Source organism: Pseudonocardia ailaonensis (assembly GCF_039531635.1).
GTDB classification, from domain to species: domain Bacteria; phylum Actinomycetota; class Actinomycetes; order Mycobacteriales; family Pseudonocardiaceae; genus Pseudonocardia; species Pseudonocardia ailaonensis.
In genome coordinates, this window is record NZ_BAAAQK010000005.1 from 541,281 (window position 1) to 563,586 (window position 22,306).

At 74.7% G+C, this 22,306-nt stretch carries 25 protein-coding genes; 13 read left to right on the plus strand and 12 right to left on the minus strand.

Annotated elements, in window-relative coordinates:
• Positions 1-29: 29 nt before the first annotated feature.
• From ABD324_RS11330 to ABD324_RS11340, 3 genes are all read right to left on the minus strand, one after another.
• Entirely contained in the window at positions 30-617 is a 588-nt protein-coding gene (locus ABD324_RS11330; protein ID WP_344415325.1) for a PadR family transcriptional regulator, read from the minus strand.
• A gap of 125 nt (positions 618-742) precedes the next feature.
• Positions 743-1,579, minus strand: coding sequence for a ParB N-terminal domain-containing protein (locus tag ABD324_RS11335; RefSeq protein WP_344415327.1), 837 nt, complete (start codon positions 1,577-1,579; stop codon positions 743-745).
• Positions 1,579-2,226, minus strand: coding sequence for a metallophosphoesterase family protein (locus tag ABD324_RS11340; protein WP_425565802.1), 648 nt, complete (start codon positions 2,224-2,226; stop codon positions 1,579-1,581). Before ABD324_RS11340 ends, ABD324_RS11335 begins: the two co-directional genes overlap by 1 nt.
• Before the next feature lie 69 nt (positions 2,227-2,295).
• On the opposite strand from ABD324_RS11340, the gene ABD324_RS11345 reads away from it, so the two are divergent.
• On the plus strand, positions 2,296-3,609 hold the full coding sequence (locus ABD324_RS11345; RefSeq protein WP_344415329.1) for a class I SAM-dependent methyltransferase: 1,314 nt from the start codon (positions 2,296-2,298) through the stop codon (positions 3,607-3,609).
• A 1-nt stretch (position 3,610) separates the two neighbouring features.
• On the opposite strand, the gene ABD324_RS11350 is transcribed toward ABD324_RS11345, so the two are convergent.
• Positions 3,611-4,603, minus strand: coding sequence for a DUF5914 domain-containing protein (locus ABD324_RS11350; protein ID WP_344415331.1), 993 nt, complete (start codon positions 4,601-4,603; stop codon positions 3,611-3,613).
• A 99-nt stretch (positions 4,604-4,702) separates the two neighbouring features.
• Complete coding sequence (gene corA / locus ABD324_RS11355) at positions 4,703-5,725, minus strand: magnesium/cobalt transporter CorA (protein WP_344416354.1); 1,023 nt, start codon at positions 5,723-5,725, stop codon at positions 4,703-4,705.
• Positions 5,726-6,051: 326 nt separating this feature from the next.
• On the opposite strand from corA, the gene ABD324_RS11360 reads away from it, so the two are divergent.
• Positions 6,052-6,555 carry a MaoC family dehydratase gene (locus ABD324_RS11360; protein ID WP_344416356.1) on the plus strand — a complete coding sequence of 168 codons (504 nt, stop codon included), beginning with the start codon at positions 6,052-6,054 and terminating at the stop codon, positions 6,553-6,555.
• Positions 6,556-6,627: 72 nt separating this feature from the next.
• Here ABD324_RS11360 and ABD324_RS11365 read toward each other — a convergent pair whose 3' ends face one another.
• A complete protein-coding gene (locus tag ABD324_RS11365; protein WP_344415333.1) occupies positions 6,628-7,032 on the minus strand; it encodes an NUDIX domain-containing protein in 405 nt (134 codons plus the stop codon).
• A 112-nt stretch (positions 7,033-7,144) separates the two neighbouring features.
• Here ABD324_RS11365 and ABD324_RS11370 point away from each other — a divergent pair, with 112 nt between their 5' ends.
• From ABD324_RS11370 to ABD324_RS11390, 5 genes are all read left to right on the plus strand, one after another.
• A complete protein-coding gene (locus tag ABD324_RS11370) occupies positions 7,145-7,309 on the plus strand; it encodes a hypothetical protein (protein WP_344415335.1) in 165 nt (54 codons plus the stop codon).
• Positions 7,309-7,872 carry a PH domain-containing protein gene (locus ABD324_RS11375; protein WP_344415337.1) on the plus strand — a complete coding sequence of 188 codons (564 nt, stop codon included), beginning with the start codon at positions 7,309-7,311 and terminating at the stop codon, positions 7,870-7,872. Before ABD324_RS11370 ends, ABD324_RS11375 begins: the two co-directional genes overlap by 1 nt.
• A gap of 46 nt (positions 7,873-7,918) precedes the next feature.
• Positions 7,919-8,800, plus strand: coding sequence for a PHP domain-containing protein (locus ABD324_RS11380; protein WP_344415339.1), 882 nt, complete (start codon positions 7,919-7,921; stop codon positions 8,798-8,800).
• A gap of 28 nt (positions 8,801-8,828) precedes the next feature.
• Positions 8,829-9,680: a RecB family exonuclease gene (locus ABD324_RS11385; protein WP_344415341.1), complete on the plus strand. Its 852-nt coding sequence runs from the start codon at positions 8,829-8,831 to the stop codon at positions 9,678-9,680.
• A gap of 123 nt (positions 9,681-9,803) precedes the next feature.
• A complete protein-coding gene (locus ABD324_RS11390) occupies positions 9,804-10,103 on the plus strand; it encodes a hypothetical protein (protein WP_344415343.1) in 300 nt (99 codons plus the stop codon).
• A 26-nt stretch (positions 10,104-10,129) separates the two neighbouring features.
• On the opposite strand, the gene ABD324_RS11395 is transcribed toward ABD324_RS11390, so the two are convergent.
• On the minus strand, positions 10,130-11,368 hold the full coding sequence (locus ABD324_RS11395) for an Rv3212 family protein (RefSeq protein WP_344415345.1): 1,239 nt from the start codon (positions 11,366-11,368) through the stop codon (positions 10,130-10,132).
• A gap of 183 nt (positions 11,369-11,551) precedes the next feature.
• The gene (locus ABD324_RS11400) at positions 11,552-13,300 is read right to left on the minus strand and encodes a DEAD/DEAH box helicase (RefSeq protein ID WP_425565804.1); all 1,749 of its coding nucleotides are present in this window, start codon (positions 13,298-13,300) and stop codon (positions 11,552-11,554) included.
• Positions 13,301-13,604: 304 nt separating this feature from the next.
• On the opposite strand from ABD324_RS11400, the gene ABD324_RS11405 reads away from it, so the two are divergent.
• Both ABD324_RS11405 and ABD324_RS11410 read left to right on the plus strand, forming a co-directional pair.
• Positions 13,605-14,279 carry a ferritin-like fold-containing protein gene (locus tag ABD324_RS11405; protein ID WP_344415347.1) on the plus strand — a complete coding sequence of 225 codons (675 nt, stop codon included), beginning with the start codon at positions 13,605-13,607 and terminating at the stop codon, positions 14,277-14,279.
• A gap of 104 nt (positions 14,280-14,383) precedes the next feature.
• A complete protein-coding gene (locus ABD324_RS11410) occupies positions 14,384-14,608 on the plus strand; it encodes a DUF3107 domain-containing protein (protein ID WP_344415349.1) in 225 nt (74 codons plus the stop codon).
• Positions 14,609-14,685: 77 nt separating this feature from the next.
• Here the strand turns inward: ABD324_RS11410 and ABD324_RS11415 are convergent, their stop codons facing one another.
• Both ABD324_RS11415 and ABD324_RS11420 read right to left on the minus strand, forming a co-directional pair.
• Positions 14,686-15,021 carry a nuclear transport factor 2 family protein gene (locus ABD324_RS11415; protein WP_344415351.1) on the minus strand — a complete coding sequence of 112 codons (336 nt, stop codon included), beginning with the start codon at positions 15,019-15,021 and terminating at the stop codon, positions 14,686-14,688.
• Positions 15,018-15,380, minus strand: coding sequence for a cupin domain-containing protein (locus ABD324_RS11420; RefSeq protein WP_344415353.1), 363 nt, complete (start codon positions 15,378-15,380; stop codon positions 15,018-15,020). Before ABD324_RS11420 ends, ABD324_RS11415 begins: the two co-directional genes overlap by 4 nt.
• A gap of 117 nt (positions 15,381-15,497) precedes the next feature.
• On the opposite strand from ABD324_RS11420, the gene ABD324_RS11425 reads away from it, so the two are divergent.
• On the plus strand, positions 15,498-18,722 hold the full coding sequence (locus ABD324_RS11425) for an ATP-binding protein (RefSeq protein ID WP_344415355.1): 3,225 nt from the start codon (positions 15,498-15,500) through the stop codon (positions 18,720-18,722).
• Here ABD324_RS11425 and ABD324_RS11430 read toward each other — a convergent pair.
• Together ABD324_RS11430 and ABD324_RS11435 are read right to left on the minus strand one after the other, a co-directional pair.
• Positions 18,662-18,943: a DUF4873 domain-containing protein gene (locus tag ABD324_RS11430; protein WP_344415358.1), complete on the minus strand. Its 282-nt coding sequence runs from the start codon at positions 18,941-18,943 to the stop codon at positions 18,662-18,664. The two genes, ABD324_RS11425 and ABD324_RS11430, sit on opposite strands and share 61 nt — an antisense overlap.
• The gene (locus ABD324_RS11435) at positions 18,936-19,613 is read right to left on the minus strand and encodes a TetR family transcriptional regulator (RefSeq protein WP_344415360.1); all 678 of its coding nucleotides are present in this window, start codon (positions 19,611-19,613) and stop codon (positions 18,936-18,938) included. Before ABD324_RS11435 ends, ABD324_RS11430 begins: the two co-directional genes overlap by 8 nt.
• Before the next feature lie 63 nt (positions 19,614-19,676).
• Between ABD324_RS11435 and ABD324_RS11440 the strand changes: the two genes are divergently transcribed.
• The 3 genes from ABD324_RS11440 to ABD324_RS11450 are packed head-to-tail and all read left to right on the plus strand — an operon-like array spanning position 19,677 to position 22,266.
• On the plus strand, positions 19,677-20,513 hold the full coding sequence (locus ABD324_RS11440; RefSeq protein ID WP_344415362.1) for an SDR family NAD(P)-dependent oxidoreductase: 837 nt from the start codon (positions 19,677-19,679) through the stop codon (positions 20,511-20,513).
• A complete protein-coding gene (locus ABD324_RS11445) occupies positions 20,510-21,400 on the plus strand; it encodes an AurF N-oxygenase family protein (protein ID WP_344415364.1) in 891 nt (296 codons plus the stop codon). The genes ABD324_RS11440 and ABD324_RS11445 overlap by 4 nt, the downstream gene beginning before the upstream one ends.
• Positions 21,397-22,266, plus strand: coding sequence for an alpha/beta fold hydrolase (locus ABD324_RS11450; RefSeq protein ID WP_344415366.1), 870 nt, complete (start codon positions 21,397-21,399; stop codon positions 22,264-22,266). Before ABD324_RS11445 ends, ABD324_RS11450 begins: the two co-directional genes overlap by 4 nt.
• Positions 22,267-22,306 lie beyond the last annotated feature (40 nt).

A 22,306-nucleotide genomic window follows, 5' to 3' on the forward strand; every position in this document is an offset into this window, starting at 1 on the left:
GGTGGCGTTGGCGCGCCGCCGCCCGGGCGTCACATCACAGGGGGCACCTCCAGCTCACGGAGGTCGGCGGGCCAGGCCAGCGCGCCGGAGTCCAGGTCGGCCCGCAGGCCGTCGACGAAGGTCTGCTCGGCCGCCAGGCGGGCGAGCTCGAACTCGTTCTCCACCAACAGGATCCGGGGCAGCGCGGGCAGGTCCCGCAGTGCCTCGGCGCGACGGCCCAGCTCGGCGGAGCGCGCCGCCAGCGCGGCAGTGGCGTCGGCGACCGGCAGCACGCCCATGAAGGAGAGCGCCGCGGTGAACAGGGTCGCGTCCGGGTCGGGTACCGACAGCAGCCGCGCGACTCGTTCCCGGAGAACGACCCGGCCGGCGTCCGTCAGGGCGTAGAGGGTGCGTTCGGGCCGCCCCGCCTCGCGCTCGACGTCCGACACCTCGATCAGCGCGGCCTTCTCGAGCTTCCCGACGGCGTGGTACATCGACCGCGGCAACCCGGTGACGAAGTCCTTGTGGGTGACGACCATGAGTCGCTGCATCTCGTACGTGTGCCGCGGCCCGGTGAGCAGCAGGGCGAGCACGGTGAGGCCGGGCAGGTCCCGGTCCTCGCGCCGTAGCTCGCTCATAGTGCGTCGCACATTAGTGCACAATGCACTATGTCGACAAGCCCGAGCCCGGATCACACGTCGTCAGCGTGTGTTTCGGCCTACGGAAAGTGCCGACTCGCGGGTTTCGGGGTCGGGGGCGGTGCTCAGGGGGCGGTGCGGAGGCGTTCGACGACCTCGTCGTCCCAGCGGTGGGTGCGCAGGAGGCGGTAGCGCTGGCAGGCGAGCTGGAGGTAGGCGTCGGTGTCCGAGCGGGTGCCGATCAGCTCGGCCTGGCGCAGCATCCGCACCACCGGCTTGAACTCCTCGGCCCACCACCGGCGTGCCACCGTCTCGCGGTCGAGGTAGCGGTTCTCGCTCTGCATCAGCCGGAAGCCCCAGGCCTCGACGGTCTCGGACAGCTCGGCGTAGCTCCACGGGTCCCGGACCTCGACGGACGCCAGCTGGGTGGGGCCCAGCGGGACCCGGTCCAGGAAGACGCGGCGCAGGTCCTTCGTGATCAGGTCGCCGCGGTGCACGATGCCGTTCGGGTCGATCCGCGTGGTGACCTCGGTGACCATGGCGTCGATGGTGCGCAGGCCCAGGGCGTGGGCGACGGAGACCCGGTGGTGGCCGTCGCGCACGAAGTACAGGCCGCCGACGCGGTAGAGGTCGACGGGCGGGATGGTCTCGCCGCGCCGCTGCGCCCGCGCCAGCCGCTCCCAGCGCTCCCGGGTGTGCTGGGAGCGGGGCCGGAACCAGCGGTCGAAGTCCGTGGTGCGGTCCACGCTGCCCACGATCGACTCCAGGTCGACGATCTGGATGCCCGGCAGCCGCCGCTCGCCGGTGCGGCCCAGCGCGTCGACCACCTCGTCGAACGGGAGGATCTCGGACACGTCGTCCGGCTCCCGGCGCAGCCACGCGGCCAGCCGGGACAGCACCTGGCGCCGCCGCAGCCGCAGGAAGTCGTTCTCGGCGTCGGCCTGGGGGAAGCCCGTCTCCATCAGACCTCCAGGACCTTCTTGCCGACGACGTTGACGACACGGGTGGTGCCCAGGATCCGGTCCGGGACGGGCTCACCGTAGGGGTGGATGTGCCCGTGCACCAGGTAGCGGGGGGCGAGAGCGGCCACGACGCCGTGCAGGCACTCGAATCCGCGGTGGGGGCCGTCCTCCCGGTCCCCGCAGTGCCGTGGCGGGGCGTGGGTGAGCAGGACGTCGATCCCGCGCCCGTCCCGTCGCTGCGCCCGTCTGGCCGCTCTGACCAGGCGTTTCGCCCGCCGGGACTGCTGGGCCTCGGTCCACTGGTTGGGGCCCTCGCGGTAGCGCAGGCAGCCCCCGAGGCCGGCGATCCGCAGGCCGGCGGCGTCGACCACCCGGCCGTCGGCGTTCTCGAAACCGGCCGGGCCGGGCCACTCGCACGGGCGACCCGCCCGCGTCCAGAGCCCGCGGTGCTGGCGGTAGCCCGACAGGTCCCGGTCGTGGTTGCCGGGGACCATCACGGCGGGGCGGTCGAGCTGGTCCGCGATGGCCGCCAGGTAGTCGAACGGCAGGTCACCGGCGGCCAGGACCAGGGCGGGCTCGTAGCGCCGGGCGGCGCCCACGCGCATCCCGGCGACCTCCTCGTCGCTCACCGCCAGGGTCCGGACCATCGCCCGACCAGCCTATTCTCTCCGCGCGCCCCCTTGGGAACGATGGAGGAAATGCGCGAGGATCCATCGGTGAGCGGAACCGAGACCAGCACGGTGGAGCGCCCGGGCCCGCCGCCGGACGCCGCGCCCCGCGACCGGGGCGCGCGTGCCTACGAGAAGCTGCTCTCGGGCAGGCAGGCCTACCGGGACCAGCTGGTGACGACGGCGACCCGCATGGGCCTGTCCGGCGGCGCCCTCGAGGTGCTCAACGTCCGGTGCACCGGGGCGTCCCTGCAGGCCCTGATCGAGGTCACCGAGAAGGTGAAGGTCCTCGGGATCGACACCTCGCAGGACATGCTCAACGCCGCGCGCGGGGAGCAGAAGACCTGGCCGCCGGACTTCTGGCTGATCCGCTCCGGCATGGTCGACCTCGACGCCAACCTGGCCGAGGTCGCCCGCCGGCAGCGGGAGAAGCGCCAGCGCGAGCCGATCACCGGGCCGTTCGACGGCGCCCTGGTCGCGGACCACTTCCGGATGCTGACACCGCCGCAGCGAGACGCGGAGCTGCAGGCGATCCTGGCCCGGCTCAAGCCGGGCGCCCCCGTGGCGATCCAGGAGATGGCGGTGCGCGGCAGCCTGCGCCTGCGGCTGCTCTGGACGCTGGCGTGCTTCCTGTACCTGATCCCACTCGGGCGGATCCAGGCGCGGGCGAAGGGCCTGACCCGGCACCTGTGGCGCTCGGTGATGGAGTTCGAGAGCGCGGACGAGTTCAAGGAACGGATGCGGGCGGCCGGGTTCGAGGACGTCCGGAAGCAGACGATGTCGGGCTGGCAGCAGCACCTGACCTACACGTTCCTGGGCCGGGCACCGGAGCGCGCCGAGCCGGACCCGGAGGAGGAGTTCGACCCGCCGTCGGTGTACGGCTCCACGGACCTCGACGAGGACTCGGACGACAGCTTCTCCGACGGCGAGGAGCAGTTCACCCACGATCCGACCGCGGAGGCGGAGACACCGGTGGACGGGCTCCCGGTCGTCGGGGAGCGGCCGTCGCTGCGGCTCGTGCCGGGTAGGTCCGCGGGTTCCGCGGCCCCTGCCACGGAGGAACCCGACTGGGACGACGGGATCGACGACGGGATCGAGGACGACTGGGACCACGAGGAGTGGGATCCGGCGGGGGACGTCTCCGGGGACGTCTCTGCGGAGCCCGCGCCATCGGGGCCCGCCCGGCCCGGTCCCGCGCCGGCGGAGCCGCCCCGGACCGCTCCCGCGGACCCGCCGGCGTCCAGCCGTCCGCGGAGCTGGCCCTCCCGCGCGGAGCGGGAGCGGGCGGCCCGCGACGCGGAGGACCCGGACGAGCCCCGCGGCCGGAGGCGCCCCAGCCCGCGGCCCCGGGGGGACCGCTGAGCTACCCGACGATCTCCGCGCGGCCGCTGCGCAGCGCGTAGCGGCGTTCGGCGTAGGCGATGTCGTCGCGCCACAACCGGGCCGCGGCGGCCCGCATGAGCGGGCGCATCACCGCCTGCACCTTCCGGACCTGCGTGAACCCGGGCCGGTCGGAGTGGGCGACCACGGCCTCGATCACCGCGGTCCGGGGCGCGCCGTCGGATCCGGCGCCCAGCGGGGTCGCGTGCGTCTCCACGACGGAGCCTGCCCCCTCGCCGTCGACGATCTCCATGGTCACCGTGCGGGGGTCGGGGCAGCTGAAGGCCGCGTGCACCGGTACGCCGAAGGGGCCCGCGACCCGGAACGACACCTCGACGAGGAAGCGGTCGTCCGCCGGGGTGGGCGTGGTGAGGACCTTCAGCAGCGCGAACGAGTAGGGGTGGAACCAGGAGCCGTGCCAGGGATCGAGCCGGTTCGCCAGCACGTCCTCGGGTTCGCAGCGGCCGATCACCGTCGCCACGGCGGCCACGCCGGGCTCCGGCGGGCGCGGGCCCAGGACCGGGCGCTCCGTCGGGGCCTCGCCGGGCGCGAGCAGCTCGTCGAGGCGGACCCAGGCGAGGACGCCGTCGTCGAACGCGGGGACCGGGCTCCAGTTCGGGCGGCCCCCGGGGCCCAGCGACAGGCCGTGCCAGCGACACACGAGCGCGTCGCCGTGCACCGGGGCGTCGCACAGGGACGCGCCGAGGTGGGGGCAGGCGCCGGGGCCCGCGTGGAGCGCGCCCGCGGCGTCCCGCCAGGCCACGATCTCGCGGCCGGTGACCGTGCGGCCGAACCCGCGACCGCGCCGGACCTCGGTGGCGGCCCCCAGCACCACCCAGCCGCCGGACGGGCGGGCCAGCGCCCGCTCCGTCGCGGCCCGGATCAGGGCGGGGCTCGCCTCCCGCCACGACGGTTCCTGCTCGGCCCAGCGGGGCACGTCGAGACGGCGCAGCGGGTTGGCGGGGCGCTTCGGCACGCCGCCGAGGCTAGGCCGATCGGCGCGCCGGAGCGCGCCAACCCATACAAGGACGTCGTGAACGTGCGACTCGGCCTACCGAAAGTGCCGACTCGCGGGTCAGAGCCAGCCGTTCTTGCGGAAGTTGCGGGCGAGCAGGCCGCAGAGCAGCAGGATCACCACGATCAGCAGCGGATAGCCGAACTTCCAGTGCAGCTCCGGCATGAAGTCGAAGTTCATGCCGTAGATGCCCGCGAACATGGTCGGCACCGTGATCAGCGCCGCGTAGGCGGTGATCTTGCGCATGTCCGTGTTCTGCCGCATGGAGACCTTGGCCAGCACCGCGTCGACCAGCGTCGTGAGGAGCTCGTTGAAGCCCGCGACGCGCTCGGCGACGCTCGAGAGGTGGTCCTCGACGTCCCGGAAGTAGGAGCGGACCTCGTGGGGGATGAGCGAGCTGTAGCCCTCGGTGATCTTGCGCAGCGGCTTGAGCAGCGGCATCACCGCGCGGCGGAGCTCGAGGATCTCGCGCTTCATCACGTAGATCTGCTCGGGGTCCATGGTGGTGCGCGGGGCGAAGACCTCGGCCTCGATCACGTCGATGTCGTCCTCGATGGCCTCGACGACCTCGAGGTAGGAGTCCACGACGTGGTCCGCGATGGCGTGCAGGACCGCGGCCGGGCCCAGCGCGAGCTGCTCCGGATCGTCCTCCAGCCGGCGGCGCACGTCGTGCAGGCCGGAGTGCTTGCCGTGCCGGACCGTGACCACGAAGTCCCGGCCGACGAAGGCCTGCACCTCGCCCGTCTCCACGATCTCGTTCGTCGTGGTGGGCTCGGCGTGTCCGACGTAACAGACGGTCTTGAGCACCATGAACAGCGTGTCGTCGTAGCGCTCGAGCTTGGGGCGGTTGTGCGCGTGCACCGCGTCCTCGACGGCGAGCTCGTGGAGCCCGAACGTCTCGGCGATGCCGGTGATCTGCTCCTCGGTCGGCTCGTGCAGGCCGATCCAGACGAAGCCCTCGCCGCGCTCGCGCACCTCGTCGATGGCGGCGTCGTGGGTCCAGCGGCCGGGCAGGCGCCTGCCGTCGATGTAGACGCCGCAGTCCACGACGTACGCGGACATGGGGACGCGCAACCGCGGCATGACGGTGGCCTGGCCGTTGCGACCGGTCAGCCTGGCACGCGAGATGGCGGGGCGGAGGGAGGACAGGGGCGGCACGACAGCACCTCCTGCGACGAGGAACGGGTGGGGGACGAGCAGCGCACGTCGCCCCCTCGCCGCACGGGACTCAGCCCGCGACGGACACCTCGGTGGCGACGCGCTCGGTACTACTGCCAGGCGCCGGGTCCATCGGGCGCGTCACCTCCTCTCCGCTCTCCGGTCATGCGTGACCGTGATCTCTGCCCGCGTCACGGGCCACCGGCTAGATTACCCGGCCGTAGGGAATGTCGGCGATGGAGGCGAAGACGTTGCAGTTCGGTCGGTACTACGAGGAGTTCGAGGTCGGCGCGGTCTACAAGCACTGGCCCGGTAAGACGGTCACGGAGTACGACGACCACCTGTTCTGCCTGATCACGATGAACCACCATCCCCTCCACATGGACGCGCACTACGCGGAGGAGACCACCGACTTCGGCAAGAACGTCGTGGTGGGCAACTACATCTACTCGCTGCTGCTCGGCATGTCGGTGGCGGACGTGAGCGGCAAGGCGATCGCGAACCTCGAGGTCGAGTCGCTCAAGCACACCAGGCCCACGTTCCACGGCGACACCATCTACGGCGAGACCACGGTGCTGGACAAGACCGAGTCGAAGTCGAAGGACGACCGCGGCGTCGTCTACGTGGAGACGAAGGGCTACAAGCAGGACGGCACCGTCGTCTGCACCTTCCGCCGCAAGGTCATGGTCCCCAAGCGCAGCTACGGCGACAGCCGTGGCGGCGAGCAGCCGGGCCGTCCCACGCCGACCTCCTGAACCCGTGAGCGGCGGCCGGGGGCCGACGGCCCGCTGAGCCGGCGGGGTGGGTCGGCGGGGTCGCCGGAGCGACTATCGCCACCCACGAGGCAAGGCGTCCCAGCCGCGCAGGGTCGACTCCAGGTTCTCGACGAGGGGGAGGGTCGCGAACCCCGCGGCGTCGACCCAGCGGGCCGCCGCGGCGTCGTCGCCCGCGGCCAGGGTGCCGCCGACGGCGGTGCAGAAGTAGTCCGCGATCCGGTACGGGCCGATCACCACCGTGCCGGCGAGCGCCCCGACCTCCACGACGAGGCCGGTCTCCTCGGCCATCTCGCGCACGAGGCCCGTGGCGTCCGTCTCACCCGGTTCGAGGCGCCCGCCGGGCAGCGACCAGAGGCCTCGCCCGGGGTTCGTCCCCCGTTCGATCAGCAGTAACCGGCCGTCCCCGCGATGCAGGATTCCCCCCACACAGGGGACGTGTCGGCTACCCTCGGTCATCGTTCGAGACGGTACGCTGCCCACGTGGCCGATGTCCCTGGGGCCGGGGATGTCGGTAATTTCTGATCTTGCTGAATCGTGCAACATCAACCCGGGCCGGAACGGTGGTCGTGTGAACGTCAAGAAGCTGGTCGGTCTGCTGGTCGTGGCTTTGGTGGTGTTCTTCATCGTGACCAACCCGGGCGGCGCGTCGAACGCGGTGAGCGGCATCGGCGGCTGGCTGTACGGGGTGGGGCAGAGCATCACCAGCTTCTTCTCCAACATCGCCCCGGGCTGATGCTCGCCCCGCGGGAGATCGACGAGTACCTGCTGCCGACGGAGCGGCGGGTCATCCGGGTGCGTCAGCACTGGGCCGTCATGATCCCGCACATCTTCCAGACGGCCCTGTTCCTCGTCATCATGATCCTGATCGACCGGCTGCTGCAGGGCCGGGTGGGGGCGTCGGGCGGCGCGGGCGAGGCGATCGTCGACAACCTGACGTTCTACCTGGCGCTCGTCGCCGTCCTGCGCTTCACGATCAACTGCATCCTGTGGTGGATCGAGCGCATCGTCATCACGGACAAGCGCGTCATGCTGGCCGAGGGCATCATCACGCACAAGGTCGGCATGATGCCGCTGGGCAAGGTCACGGACCTCACCTTCCAGCGCAGCTTCGGCGGACGGATGCTCGGCTACGGCACGCTCATCGTCGAGTCCGCCGGCCAGATCCAGGCCCTGAACAAGATCGACTACATGCCGCGGCCCGAGGAGATCTACGAGGCCCTCTCCGAGCTGGTCTTCGGGGAGAAGGGCAAGACGCGGGCGACGGGCATGCTCGCGCGGTCCCGCTGGCGGCGCTGACCGAGTCCTGTCCCGTCGACCGGCGGGACACGACTAGCCTCGCTCCGTGACCCGGATCGACCTGCACACCCACTCCACCGTCTCGGACGGCACCGAGACGCCCGAGGAGCTGGTCGCCACGGCGGCCGCGGCCGGGATCACCACGCTCGCGCTCACCGACCACGACACGACGGGCGGCTGGGCGCGCGCCGCCGCCGCCCTGCCCGCCGGTGTGCGGCTGGTGCGGGGGGCGGAGTTCTCCTGCGTGAGCCCCACGGGCCGCCCGGAGACGCCCGGCGACCGGGCCACCGTGTCCGTGCACCTGCTCGGGTACCTGTTCGACCCGGAGCACCCCGCGATCGTCGCCGAGCAGCGGCGGATCGTGGACGAGCGCATCGAGCGGCTGCGCGCGATGGCCCGCAACGTCGCCGCGGACTACCCGCAGCTCGACGCCGACCGCGTGTTCGACCTGGTCCCGGAGGGCACCACGCCCGGACGCCCGCACCTCGGCCAGGCGCTGATGCGGGCCGGCGTGGTGTCGTCGGTGAACGAGGCGTTCGCGAGCATCCTGCGCAACGGGAGCAAGTACTACGTCCCCAAGCGGGACACGCCGGTCGAGCAGGCCGTCGCGATGATCGTCGAGGCGGGCGGGGTCGCGGTGTTCGCGCACCCGCTGGCCCGCAGGCGCGGCCGCGTGATCGAGACGTCGGTGCTCGCCGATCTCGCCGCGCTCGGCCTGGGCGGCGTCGAGGTGGACCACCCGGACCACAGCCCCGAGGACCGGGCGCTGCTGCGCGGTGTGGCGGCCGAGATCGGGCTCGTGGGCACCGGGTCCAGCGACTTCCACGGCACGAACAAGTCCACGCCGATCGCCGCCGAGACCACGGACCCGGCCGCGTTCGAGGAGCTCGTGGCGAAGGCGAGCGGTGTCGAGGTGCTCGGCGGCTGACCCGGCCCGGGTCGGTACGGTGGCGCGCATGGCCGGGGCGGGGGAGCAGCTGGGATTCGACCTCCTCGGCGAGCAGACGTGGGCCCGGCCGCTGATCCGGGTCACGCCCGCGCGGCTGGGAACCTGGGAGAGCTGCCCGCGCCGCTACCGGCTGACCTACCTGGTGCGGCCGGCGCCGCCGCGGGGCGGTCCGCGGGCCGCCAGCACCCTCGGCGCGGTCGTCCACCTGGCGCTGCGGGCCCTGTTCACGAGACCGGCGGCGGACCGGACGCCCGAGGCCGCCGCCGCGCTGGTCGACCGCAACTGGTCCGGCGAGGGCTTCCGGGACTCCGCGCAGGAGCACGAGTACCGGCTCCGCGCCCGCGGCTGGATGGCCGACTACTGCTCCGACCGGGGAGCCGAGCCGGGCCCCGAGCCGCTGGCGCTGGAGCGCTGGGTGTCCGCGCAGGCCGGCGGGATCGTCGCGGAGGGCCGGGTGGACCGGATCGACGCCGGCCCGTCGGGCGACGCGGTGATCGTCGACTACAAGACGGGACGGCGGGTGCCCACCCCCGAGGACGCCCGGGACTCCGCGGCGCTCGCGCTCTACGCCGTGGCGACCGCCCGGACGCTGCACCGCCCGTCGCGGCGGGTGGAGCTGCACCACCTGCCGACGGGGACCGTCGCGGCGTGGGAGCACGACGAGGAGTCCCTGGCCGGGCACGTGGCCCGCGCCGAGAAGGGCGCCCTGCAGGCCGCTGAGGCCGCGGAGTCGGGCTCGGAGACCGCCTTCCCGCCCCGTCCCGGCCGCCAGTGCCCCGCGTGCGACATGCGCCGCAACTGCCCCGAGGGTCAGGCGGTGGGGCCGCAGGCGCCCGCCTGGGAGGGCCTGGCGCCGTGAGGGTCGTGCCGTGATGGGCCGCGCTGTGGGGACTGCGCTGTGAGGGCCGCGCCGTGAAGGCCGCGCCGTGAGGGCCGCGCTGTGAGGACTGCGCTGTGAGGACTGCGCTGTGAGGACTGCGCTGTGAGGACCAACCCCGGGCGGACCCGTGCCGGACGGGTTCTGCGCGGCTTCTCCGGCATCCTCGCGGCCGGCCTGGTGGGGTTGGTCGTCGTGCTGATCGTGGTCGGGTGGGCGCTCACCACCCGCACCGGGACGGCCGGCCCGGGCACCGGCCTGCTGGTGGGGCACGGGATCGCCGCGGCCGTCGCGGTGGCCGCCCAGGTGGTCGCGGACCGCCGGGAGGGCCTCGTGGGGGCCGTCGCGGCGTGGCTGGTCGTCGCCGTCGCCGCGGTGGTGCTGGCGGTGTACTGGCTGTTCTGAAGGGCACCCCTCCGGGAGGGGAGCACTCACCCCGGGGACAGCGCGACCAGCTCCGTGCCGCGCTGCTCGAGCAGCATGCCCCCCTTGGTCGCGAGCGCGACGGGGCCCGAGTAGCCGCCGCGGTCGACCGGGATCGTCCGCTGGACGACGCCGCGGGCCGGGTCGACCACCGCGATGCCCGCCGCGGTGGGGACGAGCCAACGCCCCGCGTAGGCGGCGCCCGGGCCCAGCGTGCCGGGGACGGTCCACAGCGGCGCCAGGTCCGCGCGGTCCAGCGCGATCGTCCGGGAGCCGCTCCACCAGTACACCCGGCTCGCGTCCGAGGCGGTCGCGCCGACGCCACCGGCGGGCGGGGCGACCTCGGACTCCGGGACGTCGACGCCGACCAGCGCGACCTGGTTGCCGGCCCGGTCGAGGACCTGCAGCTCGGGCGGCCCGGGCAGCAGCACGGCCTCGCGGTCCGTGGACATCGCGATCAGCTGGACGCCGCGGGTCGCCAGCACCGTCGAGAACTCGACGGTGGGGGTGTCGGCGTCGCCGTTGCCGTCCGGGCGCAGGACCGTGAGCCGGTCCGCGGCGTCCCCGGGGCAGTTCTCGACCACGCCGAGGCGGCCGGCGGTCACGGCGAAGGACGTGTACCGGCAGCCGACGCGGGGCTGGCGGCCGGGCTGTGCGGGGGCGACCACGGCGCCGTACTGGAGGGTGGTGACGAGGTCGGAGCGCATGGCCTCGAGGTAGTCCGCGCTGGTCGCGGCCACGGTGCTGCCCGACCCGATCATGCGGGCAGGGGTGCGCACGTCGAGGCTCGACGCCGGGCCGCGGGTGCCCAGGTCCGGGTCCAGGGCGCTCAGCTCGCTGCACCACCGGCCGTCGCCGCTGGCGTACACGGCGAGCGCGTCCCCGAAGCCCTCGCCGAGGGTGCACAGCGGACGGTCCCGGGTGAAGTGCCAGCGCTCGGCGCCGGTGGTGGCGTCCCGCCCGACCACGGTGCTCCCGTCCGCGGTCACGACCCCCGGTCCGACGGTGACGGGGACGGGGGCGGCGCCGCTGCGTGCCCGCCAGGCCTCGACGAACCCGGCCGGGACCTCGCTCGCCGCCGCGGGGGCCGTGCCGGGCGAGGTCGCGGGCACGGACGTGGTGTCCGCCGCGGGGCTGTGCACGGCGTAGACGACGCCCACGACGACCAGCACCACCACGAGGATCGCCGCCGCCACGAGATCGCCACGGCGGCGGCGGATCGGAGGCTCCCGACGGGCGCGCAGCACGCCGGTCACGCTAGAGCACGGCCCGGAGGGCGCGACAAGAGCACGGCCCGGAGGGCGCGACAAGAGCACGGCCGGAGGGCGCGACAAGAGCACGGCCGGGGGGCTGGACAGGAGCACGGCCCGGGAACGACACCGGCCCCGCACCGCGCGGAGCGGTACGGGGCCGGTCGTTCGTTCGAGGGGTCAGCTCGCGGCGGCGTCCTGCCCCGAGTCCTGCCCGGCGTCGGCGGCGTTGTCGCCGGCACCGGAGCGGCCGCGACCCCCGCGGCGGCGGCGACGGCGCGGCTTGCCCGCGCCCTCGGTGCCCTCGCCCGACACGGTCTCGGGGCCGGTCTCGGGCGCGGGGTCGCCGACGGTGCCGGCGTCGTCCGCCGAGGCCGGGCGGGCGCCCGCGGGACCCGCGACGGGCACGCCCGCGCGGCGGCGGGTGCGCTGGCGGTCCTTGCGCTCGCGCCCCCGCTCGGGGCGCTCCTCGCGGCCCTTGCGCTTGCGGCCGCCGTGGTCGCCCTCGGTGTCGACGTACTCGGCATCGAGGCCGGCGCGGGTCCGCTTCGCGAGCGGGAGCCGGCCGCTGGCGGTCGTCGGGACGTCCAGGTCGGTGTAGAGGTGGTCGCTGGTCGAGTAGGTCTCGACGGGCTCGTCGATGCCGAGGCCCAGGTCGTCGGACACCATCTTCCAGCGCGGCATCTCGTCCCAGTCCACGAGCGTGACCGCGACGCCGGTCTTCCCGGCGCGGCCGGTGCGGCCGATCCGGTGGACGTAGGTCTTGGAGTCCTCGGGGCACTGGTAGTTGATGACGTGCGTCACATCCGTGACGTCGATGCCGCGGGCCGCGACGTCGGTGGCCACCAGCACGTCCACCTTGCCGGAGCGGAACGCGCGCAGGGCCTGCTCGCGGGCGCCCTGGCCCAGGTCGCCGTGCACGGCGGCGGCGGCGAACCCGCGCTCGGCGAGATCGTCCGCCACCCGCTGCACGGTGCGCTTGGTGCGGGCGAAGACCATGGTCAGGCCGCGCTCGCGGGCCTGCAGCACGCGCGTGACCAGCTCGACCTTGTCCATCGCGTGGGCGCGGTAGACGAGCTGCGTGGTGCGCTCGTGGACGGAGCCCTGGTCGGCCTCCTCCGCGCGGATGTGCGTGGGGCGGCTGAGGAAGGCGCGGGAGAGCGCGATGATCGGCCCCGGCATGGTGGCCGAGAACAGCATCGTGTGGCGCTGCTCGGGCAGCATCCGCATGATCCGCTCGACGTCCGGCAGGAAGCCGAGGTCGAGCATCTCGTCCGCCTCGTCGAGGACCAGGGCCTTGACCCGGCCCAGCACGAGGTGGCGCTGCTCGGCGAGGTCGAGCAGCCGGCCCGGGGTGCCGACGACCACGTCGACGCCCTTGTGCAGCGCGGCGAGCTGCGGCTCGTAGGCCCGGCCGCCGTAGATGGCGGTGACCCGGATGCCGAGGTGCTTGCCGGCGTCGGCGAGGTCCTGGGCGACCTGGACGCACAGCTCACGGGTGGGGACCACGACCAGCGCCTGCGGGACGTCCCGCTCGCGGTCGGCGGTCTCGCCCTCGGCCGTGGCCGCGGGCTGCTCGGACGGCGGGGTGACCCGCTGCAGCAGGGGGACGCCGAAACCGAGCGTCTTGCCCATGCCGGTGCGGGCCTGGCCGATCACGTCCTCGCCGGCGAGAGCCAGGGGCAGCGTGAGCTCCTGGATCGCGAAGGTGCGCTCGATGCCGGCCTCGGCCAGCGCGCGCACGATCTCGGGGCGGACGCCCAGCTCGGCGAAGGTGGGGGCCTCGGGCTTCACCGGGGCACCCGCCTGGAGCGGGTGTGCGTCCTCGGTGGCCTCGGGGTCCACGGTCACCGCGGGATCGGGGGTCTCCGCGTCGTCGGAGGTGTCGGTGATGTCAGGGATGTCGGGGGTGTCGTTCTGGACGGACAAGTCGCCTCTCTCCGCGTACAGGAGCCAGGCACCGGCTCGTCGACCACCGGCTGGGGAAGCCCGGGTGGGAGAACCGTCCGAGGCGCTGTACGCACCAGGTCATCCACGCCGGTGAGTCGGGCGCCCGGTGGCGCCGCAACCCGTTACCCGGCGGGTCGTGCAGGAAAAGCAGTCTCTGCGCGGCCTCCCGGACACTGGCCGGACGCTGCGCGCACGGGCATCATACCGCGCGCCGCCGGCCGGGGTCATATGACGTGCGCCGCCGGGTCGGTCCGGGGCCGGTCGGATGACTAGGCTCCCGGGCATGGTGGGCGAGGCCGGGGACGCGGCTGCGGACGAGACCTCCCGGCGGGCGATCGTCGATCTCCTCGGTGCGCTGGCGTACGGCGAGCTGTCGGCGTTCGACCGGCTGGCGGAGGACGCGCACAGCGCCCCCACCCTGGCCGGGCGGGCGGCGCTGGCGAAGATGGCCGCCGCCGAGATGGGCCACTTCCGGCTGCTGGAGGAGCACCTGCAGGGCCTGGACGTCGCCGTCGAGCAGGCGATGGGGCCGTTCGTCGCGGGCGTCGACGCCTACCACGCCACCACCCGCCCGCGGACCTGGCTGGAGTCGCTGGTCAAGGCCTACGTCGGCGACGGGCTGGCCGCGGACTTCTACCGCGAGGTCGCCGGCTGGGTCGACGGACCGACCGGCGAGCTCGTGCGCACCGTCCTCGCGGACACCGGGCACAGCGCCTTCGCCGAGCGCGAGGTCCACCAGGCCTGCGCGGAGAACCAGCAGGTCAGGGACCGGCTCGCACTGTGGGGACGGCGGCTGCTCGGCGAGGCGGTCACCCAGGCCCAGCACATCGTGGCCGAGCGGGACGAGCTGGCGGACTTCATCGTGCGCGGCTCCGGCGACATCGCCGGGATCGCGGCCCTGATCAAGCGGCTGCAGAGCAACCACGGCAAGCGGATGTCGGCACTGGGGCTCTCGTAGCCCCCGGGTTTTTCGCTGGGAGAGGATCCCACCGGGAAGATCGGCTCGGCTCGACTAGCCTGGGCGCCGGTTCATCCACCCCGTACGTCACCAGGAGGTCTCCGGTGGAGGTCAAGATCGGCATCGCGGAGAGCCCTCGGGAGCTCGTGGTGTCCAGCGCACAGACGTCCGACGAGGTCGAGGCGCTGGTCAACGAGGCGCTGAAGTCCGCCGACGCCACGCTCACGCTCACGGACGAGAAGGGCCGCCGCTACCTGGTCCCGTCGAGCCGCATCTCCTACATCGAGATCGCGCCGTCGTCGGCGTCCAAGGTCGGTTTCGGCAGCTGATCCCGGCCCTTCTGCACGAACGGCACTCTCGTGCGGCCCGCGCGAGAGTGCCGTTCGTGTGGCCGGTCCCCACGGGCTCAGCCCTTGACGTACGCCAGCTTCTCCGCGACCAGCCCGTCGCGGACCCGGAACAGGTCGACGCCGCGGACGTGCCCGCCGTCGAACCCGTAGTGCCAGCGGACCACCACGTGCTCCCCGCAGGCCATGGTCTCCTCGGCCCGGAAGGCGGGTCTTCCGGTGAACAGCGCCTCCCACGCGGCGCGGACCGCCGCCTGCCCGACGTGGCGGCGCCCGTCCGGTGGCGCGGTGTCCTCGAACACGCAGTCCTCCGTCATCGCGGCCATGACGGCGTCGACGTCGTGGGCGTCGAAGGCCTCCTGGAAGCGGCGGACGGCGTCCAGCGCGTCGCTCATGACGAGGCCTGCGCGTAGGTCGACACACCCCACCAGTCGACGACGACCACCGGCTCGTCGCCGACGACCCACGCGTCGTGGCCGGAGGGCAGGGCGGTGACCTGCCCGGGTAGCGCGTCGAACTCGGTGCCGTCCGCGGTCCGCACCCGCAGTACGCCCGACACGTGGTACTGGAAGTGCGGCGCCTCGCACAGGTCGGTGCCCGCGATCGGGCGGACGTCGGCGGACCACCGCCAGCCCGGCTGCAGGGTGAGCCGGCCGATCTCCGCCCCGCCGATCCGGACCAGGTCCATCCGGCCGTGGGGGAACTCGCGCACCTCGTCCGGGGTGGCGAAGTCCTGCTGTTCGTGCTCGCTCATCGGGTCCTCCTGACCTCGCTCGCTCGCTGCCGGAGCGACGGTAGGACGGGGTCCTAGCGTTCCCTGCGGTCCCGATCGGCCCTGGTCACGAGGGCCGTCGAACGGGATGATTCCCCCGTGCCGGCCCAGGTCCGACTCCAGCTGCTCGGCCGGTTCGCGGCGGTGCGGGCCGAGGCCGAGATCCCGCCCGCTGCCTTCGGCGGACGGAAGGTGCGAGCGCTGGTCCGGCTGCTCGCGGTGCACAGCGGCACGCTGGTCACGCACGACACGGCCGTGGGGGCGCTGTGGCCGGTGCGGGCCCCCGCCGATCCGGTCGCGAACCTCACCGTGCTCGTGAACCGGGCCCGCCGCGCCGCGGGCGACGATCTGGTCCGGACGGGATCGGGTGGGTACGTGCTGGGCGAGGTCGACACCGACATCGCCGAGCTCGACGCGGCGCTGCGCCGGGCCCGGTCCGCGGCGGAGCCGGCCGAGGCCCTGCGCGCGGCGTCGGCGGGCCTCGCGCTGTGGGGCGACCCGCTCCCCGAGGACCGGGACGCCGACTGGGCGATGGCCTGCCGGGGCCGGCTGCACCGCACCCGCACCGAGCTGCTCGACCTCGCCGCCCGGTCGGCGTTGCGGGCCGGGGAACCCGCCGAGGCCGTCCGGGCGGCCGCCGAGGCGGTCGCCCTCGATCCGCTGCACGAGGTGGCCGCGGTGCTGCTGGCCCGGGCCAGGGCGGCGACCGGCGACCGCTCCGGTGCTCTCGCCGAGGTGGCCGCGCTGCGGGCGAGGCTGGCCGACGAGCTGGGCGTCGAGCCCGGTCCCGAGGCCGCGGCGCTGCACCTGGAGCTGCTCCGCGCCGGTGGCCCGGCCGTGCCCGCCGCGCCGCGTCCCGCCGCGCCGCCTCCCGCACTGCAGTCCTCCCGCCACCCCGCGACCCTGCCCTTCACCGGGCGGGAGGCCGAGCTGGCCGGGCTGCGCCGGGCGGTCCATCGCCGGGAGGTGGTCGTGGTCGCCGGTCCGGCCGGGATCGGCAAGAGCCGGCTGGTCGGGGAGGCGCTGCGGGGCATCGGCGTGCCGGTCCTGCAGGCCAGGGCGTTCGCGGCCGAACGGGCCGAGACCTGGTCGCTCGCGCGCACTGTGCTGGAGGAGGCCGTCGCGCTCGACGGCGGCGCGGCCGAGGCGCTGCCGGAGCGGATCCGCGAGGGCCTGGCCACGGTGCTGCCCGAGCTGGCCGTGCCCGGCGTCGGCCTCGACGCCGAGAGCCGCCGGGCGCTGTTGCTGGCCGGGGCGGTCCGGGTGGTCGGGCGGGTGACCGGCGAAGGCGCGGTCCTGGTCGTGGACGACCTGCAGTGGGCGGACCCGAGCAGCGTCGTGCTCCTGGGGTCCGTGCTCGCCCGTGTGCCCGCCCTCGCGGTGGTGCTGGCCTGCCGGCCCGACGAGACGGACCCGGCCGTGCTCGACGGCGTCACCGCCGGCCGGACGGTCCGGCGGCTCGTGCCCGGGCCCCTCACGGCCGCGGAGCTCACCGCGGCGACCGCCGCGCCGGAGCTCGCCGGGACGCTGGTCGCGGCCACCGACGGCAGCCCCTTCGCGGTCGCCGAGGTGGTGCGGGAGCTGGCCCGGCGGGGCGCGGTCGACGGCCGGGCCGGGGCCTGGCGGGTGGGTCCGGAGGCCGTCGCGCTGGCCGCCGAGCTCGGCCGCGCGGGCCGCAGCCGGGCGCTCACGCGGCGGGTGGCGCAGGTGCCGCTGGCCGAGGCCGAAGTGCTGGGGCTGCGCACGCTGCTCGCCCGTGAGGCGGGGGCCGCGTTGCTGGCCGCCGCGAGCGGGCGGGATCCGCGCGCCGTGCTCGCGGGGTTGTCCGCACTCGGCGCGTCCGGGCTCGTGCGCTGCGGGGAGCAGGGCTGGGCACCGGCGCACGACCTCGTCGGGGAGACGGTGTCGGGGGCCCTGTCCGCCGCCGAGCGGACCCGGCTGCACGGGCTGCTCGCCGCCGCGCTGGAGAGCGGCGGCCCCGACCCGGCCGAGACCGCCCGCCACCACCGCGCGGCCGGGGACGCCCGGTCGGCGGCCCGGGCGTCGGCCCGCGCAGCGGCCCGGGCGCTGGGCCAGCACGCCGCCGGGGAGGCCGAGGGGCTGGCCGGCACCGGGCTGGCTGCCCTGGACTCCGGGCCCGGCGCCGATCTCGTCGTCGAGCGGGCCGCGCTGCTGGACCTGCGGGCCGAGGCCCGCGCACTGCGCGGGGACACCGAGGGCGCCGCCGAGGACCTCGGCGCGGCGCTGCGCGCGGGCGGGCGCCGCTCGCGCCGGCTGGCCCGCCTCGCCATGCTCACCTCGGGGGCCCGGGACCTCCGCCGGGCCGCCGAGCTGGCGGAGCTGGCCGTCGTCGAGGCGGGGACGCACCGGGCCGAGCGGGCGTTCGCGCTGGAGACGGCGGCCATCCTCGACATGAACCTCGACCGGGCCGACCGTGCCGCGGACCGGGCGGCCGAGGCGCTCGCGCTGTACCGCCGACTCGGCGACGCGGGTGGGGTGGCTCGGATCCTCGACGGCCGCGCGATGGCCACCTTCCTCGAGGGTCGCGTCGGGGACGGGATCGCGCTGTTCGAGCGGGTCGCGCAGCTGTTCGAGGACTCCGGCGAGCTGTTCCGGGTGATCACGCCCCGCTCGACCCGCGGGCACGGGATCACCATGGCCGGGCGGCCCGCCGAGGGCGCTGCGGAGGCGGACCGGGCGGTGGCGCTGGCCCGCGAGCTCGGGGCCGTCGAGGGCCTCGCGTACGCGCTGTGGCACCGCGGCGAGTCCCGTGCGGAGGCGGGCGACGCGGCCGGCGGCCTGGCCGACGCCCGGGAGGCGCTGGACCTGGCGACCGCCGCCGGGCACCGCGGCTGGACGGCGACCGCGCACCGGGCGGCCGGGATCGCCCTGCAGGCCGCGGGGGACCTCGACGCGGCGGCGCACGAGTTCGCCCGGTCCGCGGAGATCGCGGGGGAATCGCTGACGCTCTTCGCGAGCTGGGCCGCGGCGCGGTCCGCCCTGGTCGCAATCGCGTCCTGCGCCCCGGCCGCCGCCCGCCCCCTGGTCGAGCGCGCGCTGGCGACCGGGCCGGGGCTGGGGCACTTCGAGGCCCGGCTGGCGGAGGCGGAGCTGGCGGCGGCCACGGGCGACCCGGGCGCGCCGGCGCTCGCCGCCCGGGCGCTGGAGCTCGCCCGCGCGGGCGGCCACGGGCTGCACGCGGCCCGGCTGGCGGAGCTCGCGGCCGCCGAGGACTCCGGTCAGGTTCCCGGGCAGGCCCTCGGTCAGTCGGAGGGCGGTTCCGGGCAGGGGAACGGCGGGGTCCCGACGCCGGCCAGCCGATAGCGGCCCCACAGGTCGACGTCGCCGATCCGGCCCGCCGCGCTCCCCACGGGTGTGGTGACGATCACGTCCCCGGCCTCCAGTGCGGTGGTCGCCTCGGTCCGGCCGAACCAGTGCACCCGGCCGTCCTGCGGCTCGGTCCGCGCGATCAGGCGGACCCGCACCTCGACCGTCCGGGCGCCCACGGTGAGCGTCGCCGGCCCGGCGTAGTCCTCGTCATCCACCGGTGCCCTCCTTCGGGATCAGCTGCAGCACCTTGCCCGGTGCACCCTCCTCGCCCAGGACTCCCGCGGCGCCGTTCCAGATCAGTGCGGTGAGGTAGCGGGTCAGGTCGGCGCGGCTCATCGTCTGCCGCTCCAGCCACCAGTCCCCGGCGCTCTGCACCATCCCGACCAGCCCGTACGCCCATGCCTCGGCCGCACCGGAGTCCTTCCCGGCGCTGCGCAGCCGGGCCCCGATGAGCTGGGCGAGCAGCTGGGCGATCTGCGCCCGCACGTCCTCGACGACCTCGCCGCCGGCCTCGCGCTCCACGGTGTTGTGCACCACGAAGCGCCAGAGCTGGGGCTCCTCCTCGATCCCGGCGAGGAAGGCGTCGACGACCCCGGCGATCTGGTCGACGGGCGCGAGGTCCTCCATCAGGGCGGGCGCCATCTTGGCCATCAGGTCCTCGGCGGCGCGCCGGCCGACGGCGAGCTGGAGGTCCGCGCGGTCGGTGAAGTGCCGGTAGAGCACCGGCTTCGTGATCCCGGCGCTCGCCGCCATCTCCGCGACGGACACGCCGGGGCCGTGTTCGCGGACCGCGGCCATGGCCGCCTCCACCATCTCGGCGCGGCGCTCGGCCCGGCGCGCGGCGCGGGCTCCCCCGGGCTTGACAGATCCTTCGTCCTGCGGCACGTTACCAGTGGTAACAGTTACCGGCGGTAACATCAAGCTTTTCCCGACGGAGAGGATCGAGTCGTGTCCCAGCCCCACAGGATCCTCGTGACCGGTGCCGCGGGCGGGTTCGGTGCCCCCACCGTCGCCCGGCTGCGGGCGGAGGGCGCACAGGTGGTCGGGCTGGACCGGGTGGCCGGGGACGGGATCGTGGAGTGCGACGTCACCGACACCGCCTCCGTGGAGCGAGCCGTGGCGGAGGCGGTTCGCACCCTCGGTGGCCTCGACGCCGTCGTCCACTACGCGGGGATCGGCACCCCGAACGACGCCGGCGGCCCCCTGGACCCGGACGCGCTGAGGGTGATCGACACCAACCTGCTCGGCGCCTGGCGGGTCACCGCCGCCGCGCTGCCCGCGCTCCTGGACGGGGGCGGGAAGGGCCGGGTGGTCTTCGTGTCCTCGGAGCTCGCCTACGTCACGCTGCCGTTCGTGTCGGCGTACAGCGTCGCCAAGCGGGGGATGGCCGCCTACGCGGACGCGCTGCGCGTCGAGTACGGCACGGACCTGCACGTCACGACCGTCTATCCCGGCTACGTGCGGACCCCGATCCACGAGGCCGGCAAGGCGGTCGGGCTGGCCCTGGAGGGGCAGGTCCGGGCCGAGACGGTCGACGACATCGTCGGCACCGTGGTCCGGGCGCTCGCGGCCGCGCGGCCGCCGCGGGACACCGCCGGCACGCTCGCCGGCCAGGTCGAGCTGTGGGCGGGCCGGCACCTGCCGGGGATCGTGAGCCGCGGCGTCGTCCGCCGGATGCGCGCACAGGCCGCCTCCGGGCACTTCGACCCGTCGCCGCTCGCCGCCGGGCTCGTCCGCCGGCTGACCGGCCGCAGTTCCCTGACCAGCGAGAGGAGCGCGGCATGACCCGCACCCTGAACGACCGCGAGACGACAGCCCAGCGGCTGCTGCGCTCGTCGGTCGAGAAGTCCTACGAGCCGAACCTCGACATCGACTGGGACGCCCCGCTCGTCGACGGCCTGTGGGGGATCCCGGAGCACCGCAGCTCGCTCTACGGCACAGAGCTGTGGGCCGGCCTCACCGAGGAGCAGCGCCGCACGCTGACCGTCCACGAGGTGTGCAGCGTGGCCCGCATCGGGCTGTGGTTCGAGATCATCCTGATGCAGATGCTGCTGCGCTACGCCTACGACCGGGACCCGCGCCGCGCCCACATCCAGTACGCGCTCACCGAGATCGCGGACGAGTGCCGGCACTCGATCATGTTCGCGAAGATGACCGAGCGGTACGGCGTGCCGGACTACGCGCCGTCCGGCCTGACCCACGAGCTCGGCCGGCTGTTCAAGACGATCGGCTCCGGGCCGGCGATGTTCGGCGGCACCCTGTTCGTCGAGGAGATCCTGGACCGGCTGCAGCGCGAGTCCATGCGGGACGAGACGGTCCAGCCGCTCACCCGGATGGTCAACAGGATCCACGTGACCGAGGAGGCCCGGCACGTCCGCTACGCCCGCGAGGAGCTGGCGCGGATCATGCCGAGGACCAACCGGGCGCAGCGGGCGGTGGGCCGGTACCTGTTGGCGCGCATCGCCTTCGTGGTCGCCCGGAACCTGATCCACCCGGACGTCTACGCGAGCGTGGGCATCGACCCCGCCGTGGGGCGCAAGGCCGCGCTGGCCAACCCGCACTGGCAGGAGACCCTGCGCTGGGCGGCGGCCAAGTGCGTGGAGTTCCTGCGCGAGCAGGACCTGATCGGCGGGCCGACGGAGCTGTTGTGGCGCAAGGCCTACCTCGTATGAAGGCGGCCGACGGGACCCCGTTGCACGTGGTCGCGACCGGGCCGGCCTCGCAGGTCACGATCCTGCTCGCGCACGGCTGGACCCTCGACGAGACGTGCTGGGCGCCCGTCGCCGAGATCCTGCGCGGCCACCGGGTGGTGCGCTTCGACCACCGCGGGCACGGCCGCTCCGGTGCCGTCGACCCGTCGACGATGACCCTCGAGCAGCTCGCGGACGACATGGCCGCGGTGATCACGCAGGCCGCACCGAGCGGGCCGCTGGTGATCGCCGGGCACTCCATGGGCGGCATGACGGCGATGGCGCTGGCCGAGCGGCACCCCGACCTGGTCGCCGACCGCGTGGCCGGCCTGGCCCTGGTGGCGACGGCGAGCGGTGGGCTCGGCGACCTGACCCTCGGCCTGCCGCCGCGCCTGTCCGCCCTGGTGGGGGCGGGGGAGCAGCGGCTCTACGGCTCGAAGGGCTGGGCCGCCCGCGAGGCGCTGAGCACCCATCCGCGGCTGCTCACCCCGGGGATCCGCTGGCTGCTGCTCGGCCCGCACCCGGACCGGGAGGCGCTGCGGACCACCACGGACGTGATCGCGCACTGCCGCCCGCAGACGGTCTCCGGCTTCCGCCCGACCCTCTCGGCCCACGAGCGCGACGCCGCCCTGGCCGCCTACGCGCGGGTCCCGGTGCACATCATGGCCGGGACGAAGGACCGCCTGACGCCGCCGCGCTTCGCGAGGAGGATCCGCGAGGGCCTCCCGGACGCCGAGCTGACGATCTTCCCGGACGCGGGCCACATGCTCCCGCTGGAACGCACCGCCGGAGTGGCGGCCCGCATCGAGGCCCTCGCCCGCACCGCCGCCGCGACCCGCGCGGCCTGACTCCGGACCGCCGCCACCCGGGCTGCCCACGTGCCCTTCA

Bases quoted from the DNA above. Each gene is read 5' to 3' on its own strand.
- ABD324_RS11330 (WP_344415325.1), bottom strand. From the start codon at position 617: ATGAGCGAGCTACGGCGCGAGGACCGGGACCTGCCCGGCCTCACCGTG.
- ABD324_RS11335 (WP_344415327.1), bottom strand. From the start codon at position 1,579: ATGGAGACGGGCTTCCCCCAGGCCGACGCCGAGAACGACTTCCTGCGG.
- ABD324_RS11340 (WP_425565802.1), bottom strand. From the start codon at position 2,226: ATGGTCCGGACCCTGGCGGTGAGCGACGAGGAGGTCGCCGGGATGCGC.
- corA (WP_344416354.1), bottom strand. From the start codon at position 5,725: ATGCCGCGGTTGCGCGTCCCCATGTCCGCGTACGTCGTGGACTGCGGC.
- ABD324_RS11365 (WP_344415333.1), bottom strand. From the start codon at position 7,032: ATGACCGAGGGTAGCCGACACGTCCCCTGTGTGGGGGGAATCCTGCAT.
- ABD324_RS11375 (WP_344415337.1), top strand. From the start codon at position 7,309: ATGCTCGCCCCGCGGGAGATCGACGAGTACCTGCTGCCGACGGAGCGG.
- ABD324_RS11385 (WP_344415341.1), top strand. From the start codon at position 8,829: ATGGCCGGGGCGGGGGAGCAGCTGGGATTCGACCTCCTCGGCGAGCAG.
- ABD324_RS11405 (WP_344415347.1), top strand. From the start codon at position 13,605: ATGGTGGGCGAGGCCGGGGACGCGGCTGCGGACGAGACCTCCCGGCGG.
- ABD324_RS11415 (WP_344415351.1), bottom strand. From the start codon at position 15,021: ATGAGCGACGCGCTGGACGCCGTCCGCCGCTTCCAGGAGGCCTTCGAC.
- ABD324_RS11420 (WP_344415353.1), bottom strand. From the start codon at position 15,380: ATGAGCGAGCACGAACAGCAGGACTTCGCCACCCCGGACGAGGTGCGC.
- ABD324_RS11445 (WP_344415364.1), top strand. From the start codon at position 20,510: ATGACCCGCACCCTGAACGACCGCGAGACGACAGCCCAGCGGCTGCTG.
- ABD324_RS11450 (WP_344415366.1), top strand. From the start codon at position 21,397: ATGAAGGCGGCCGACGGGACCCCGTTGCACGTGGTCGCGACCGGGCCG.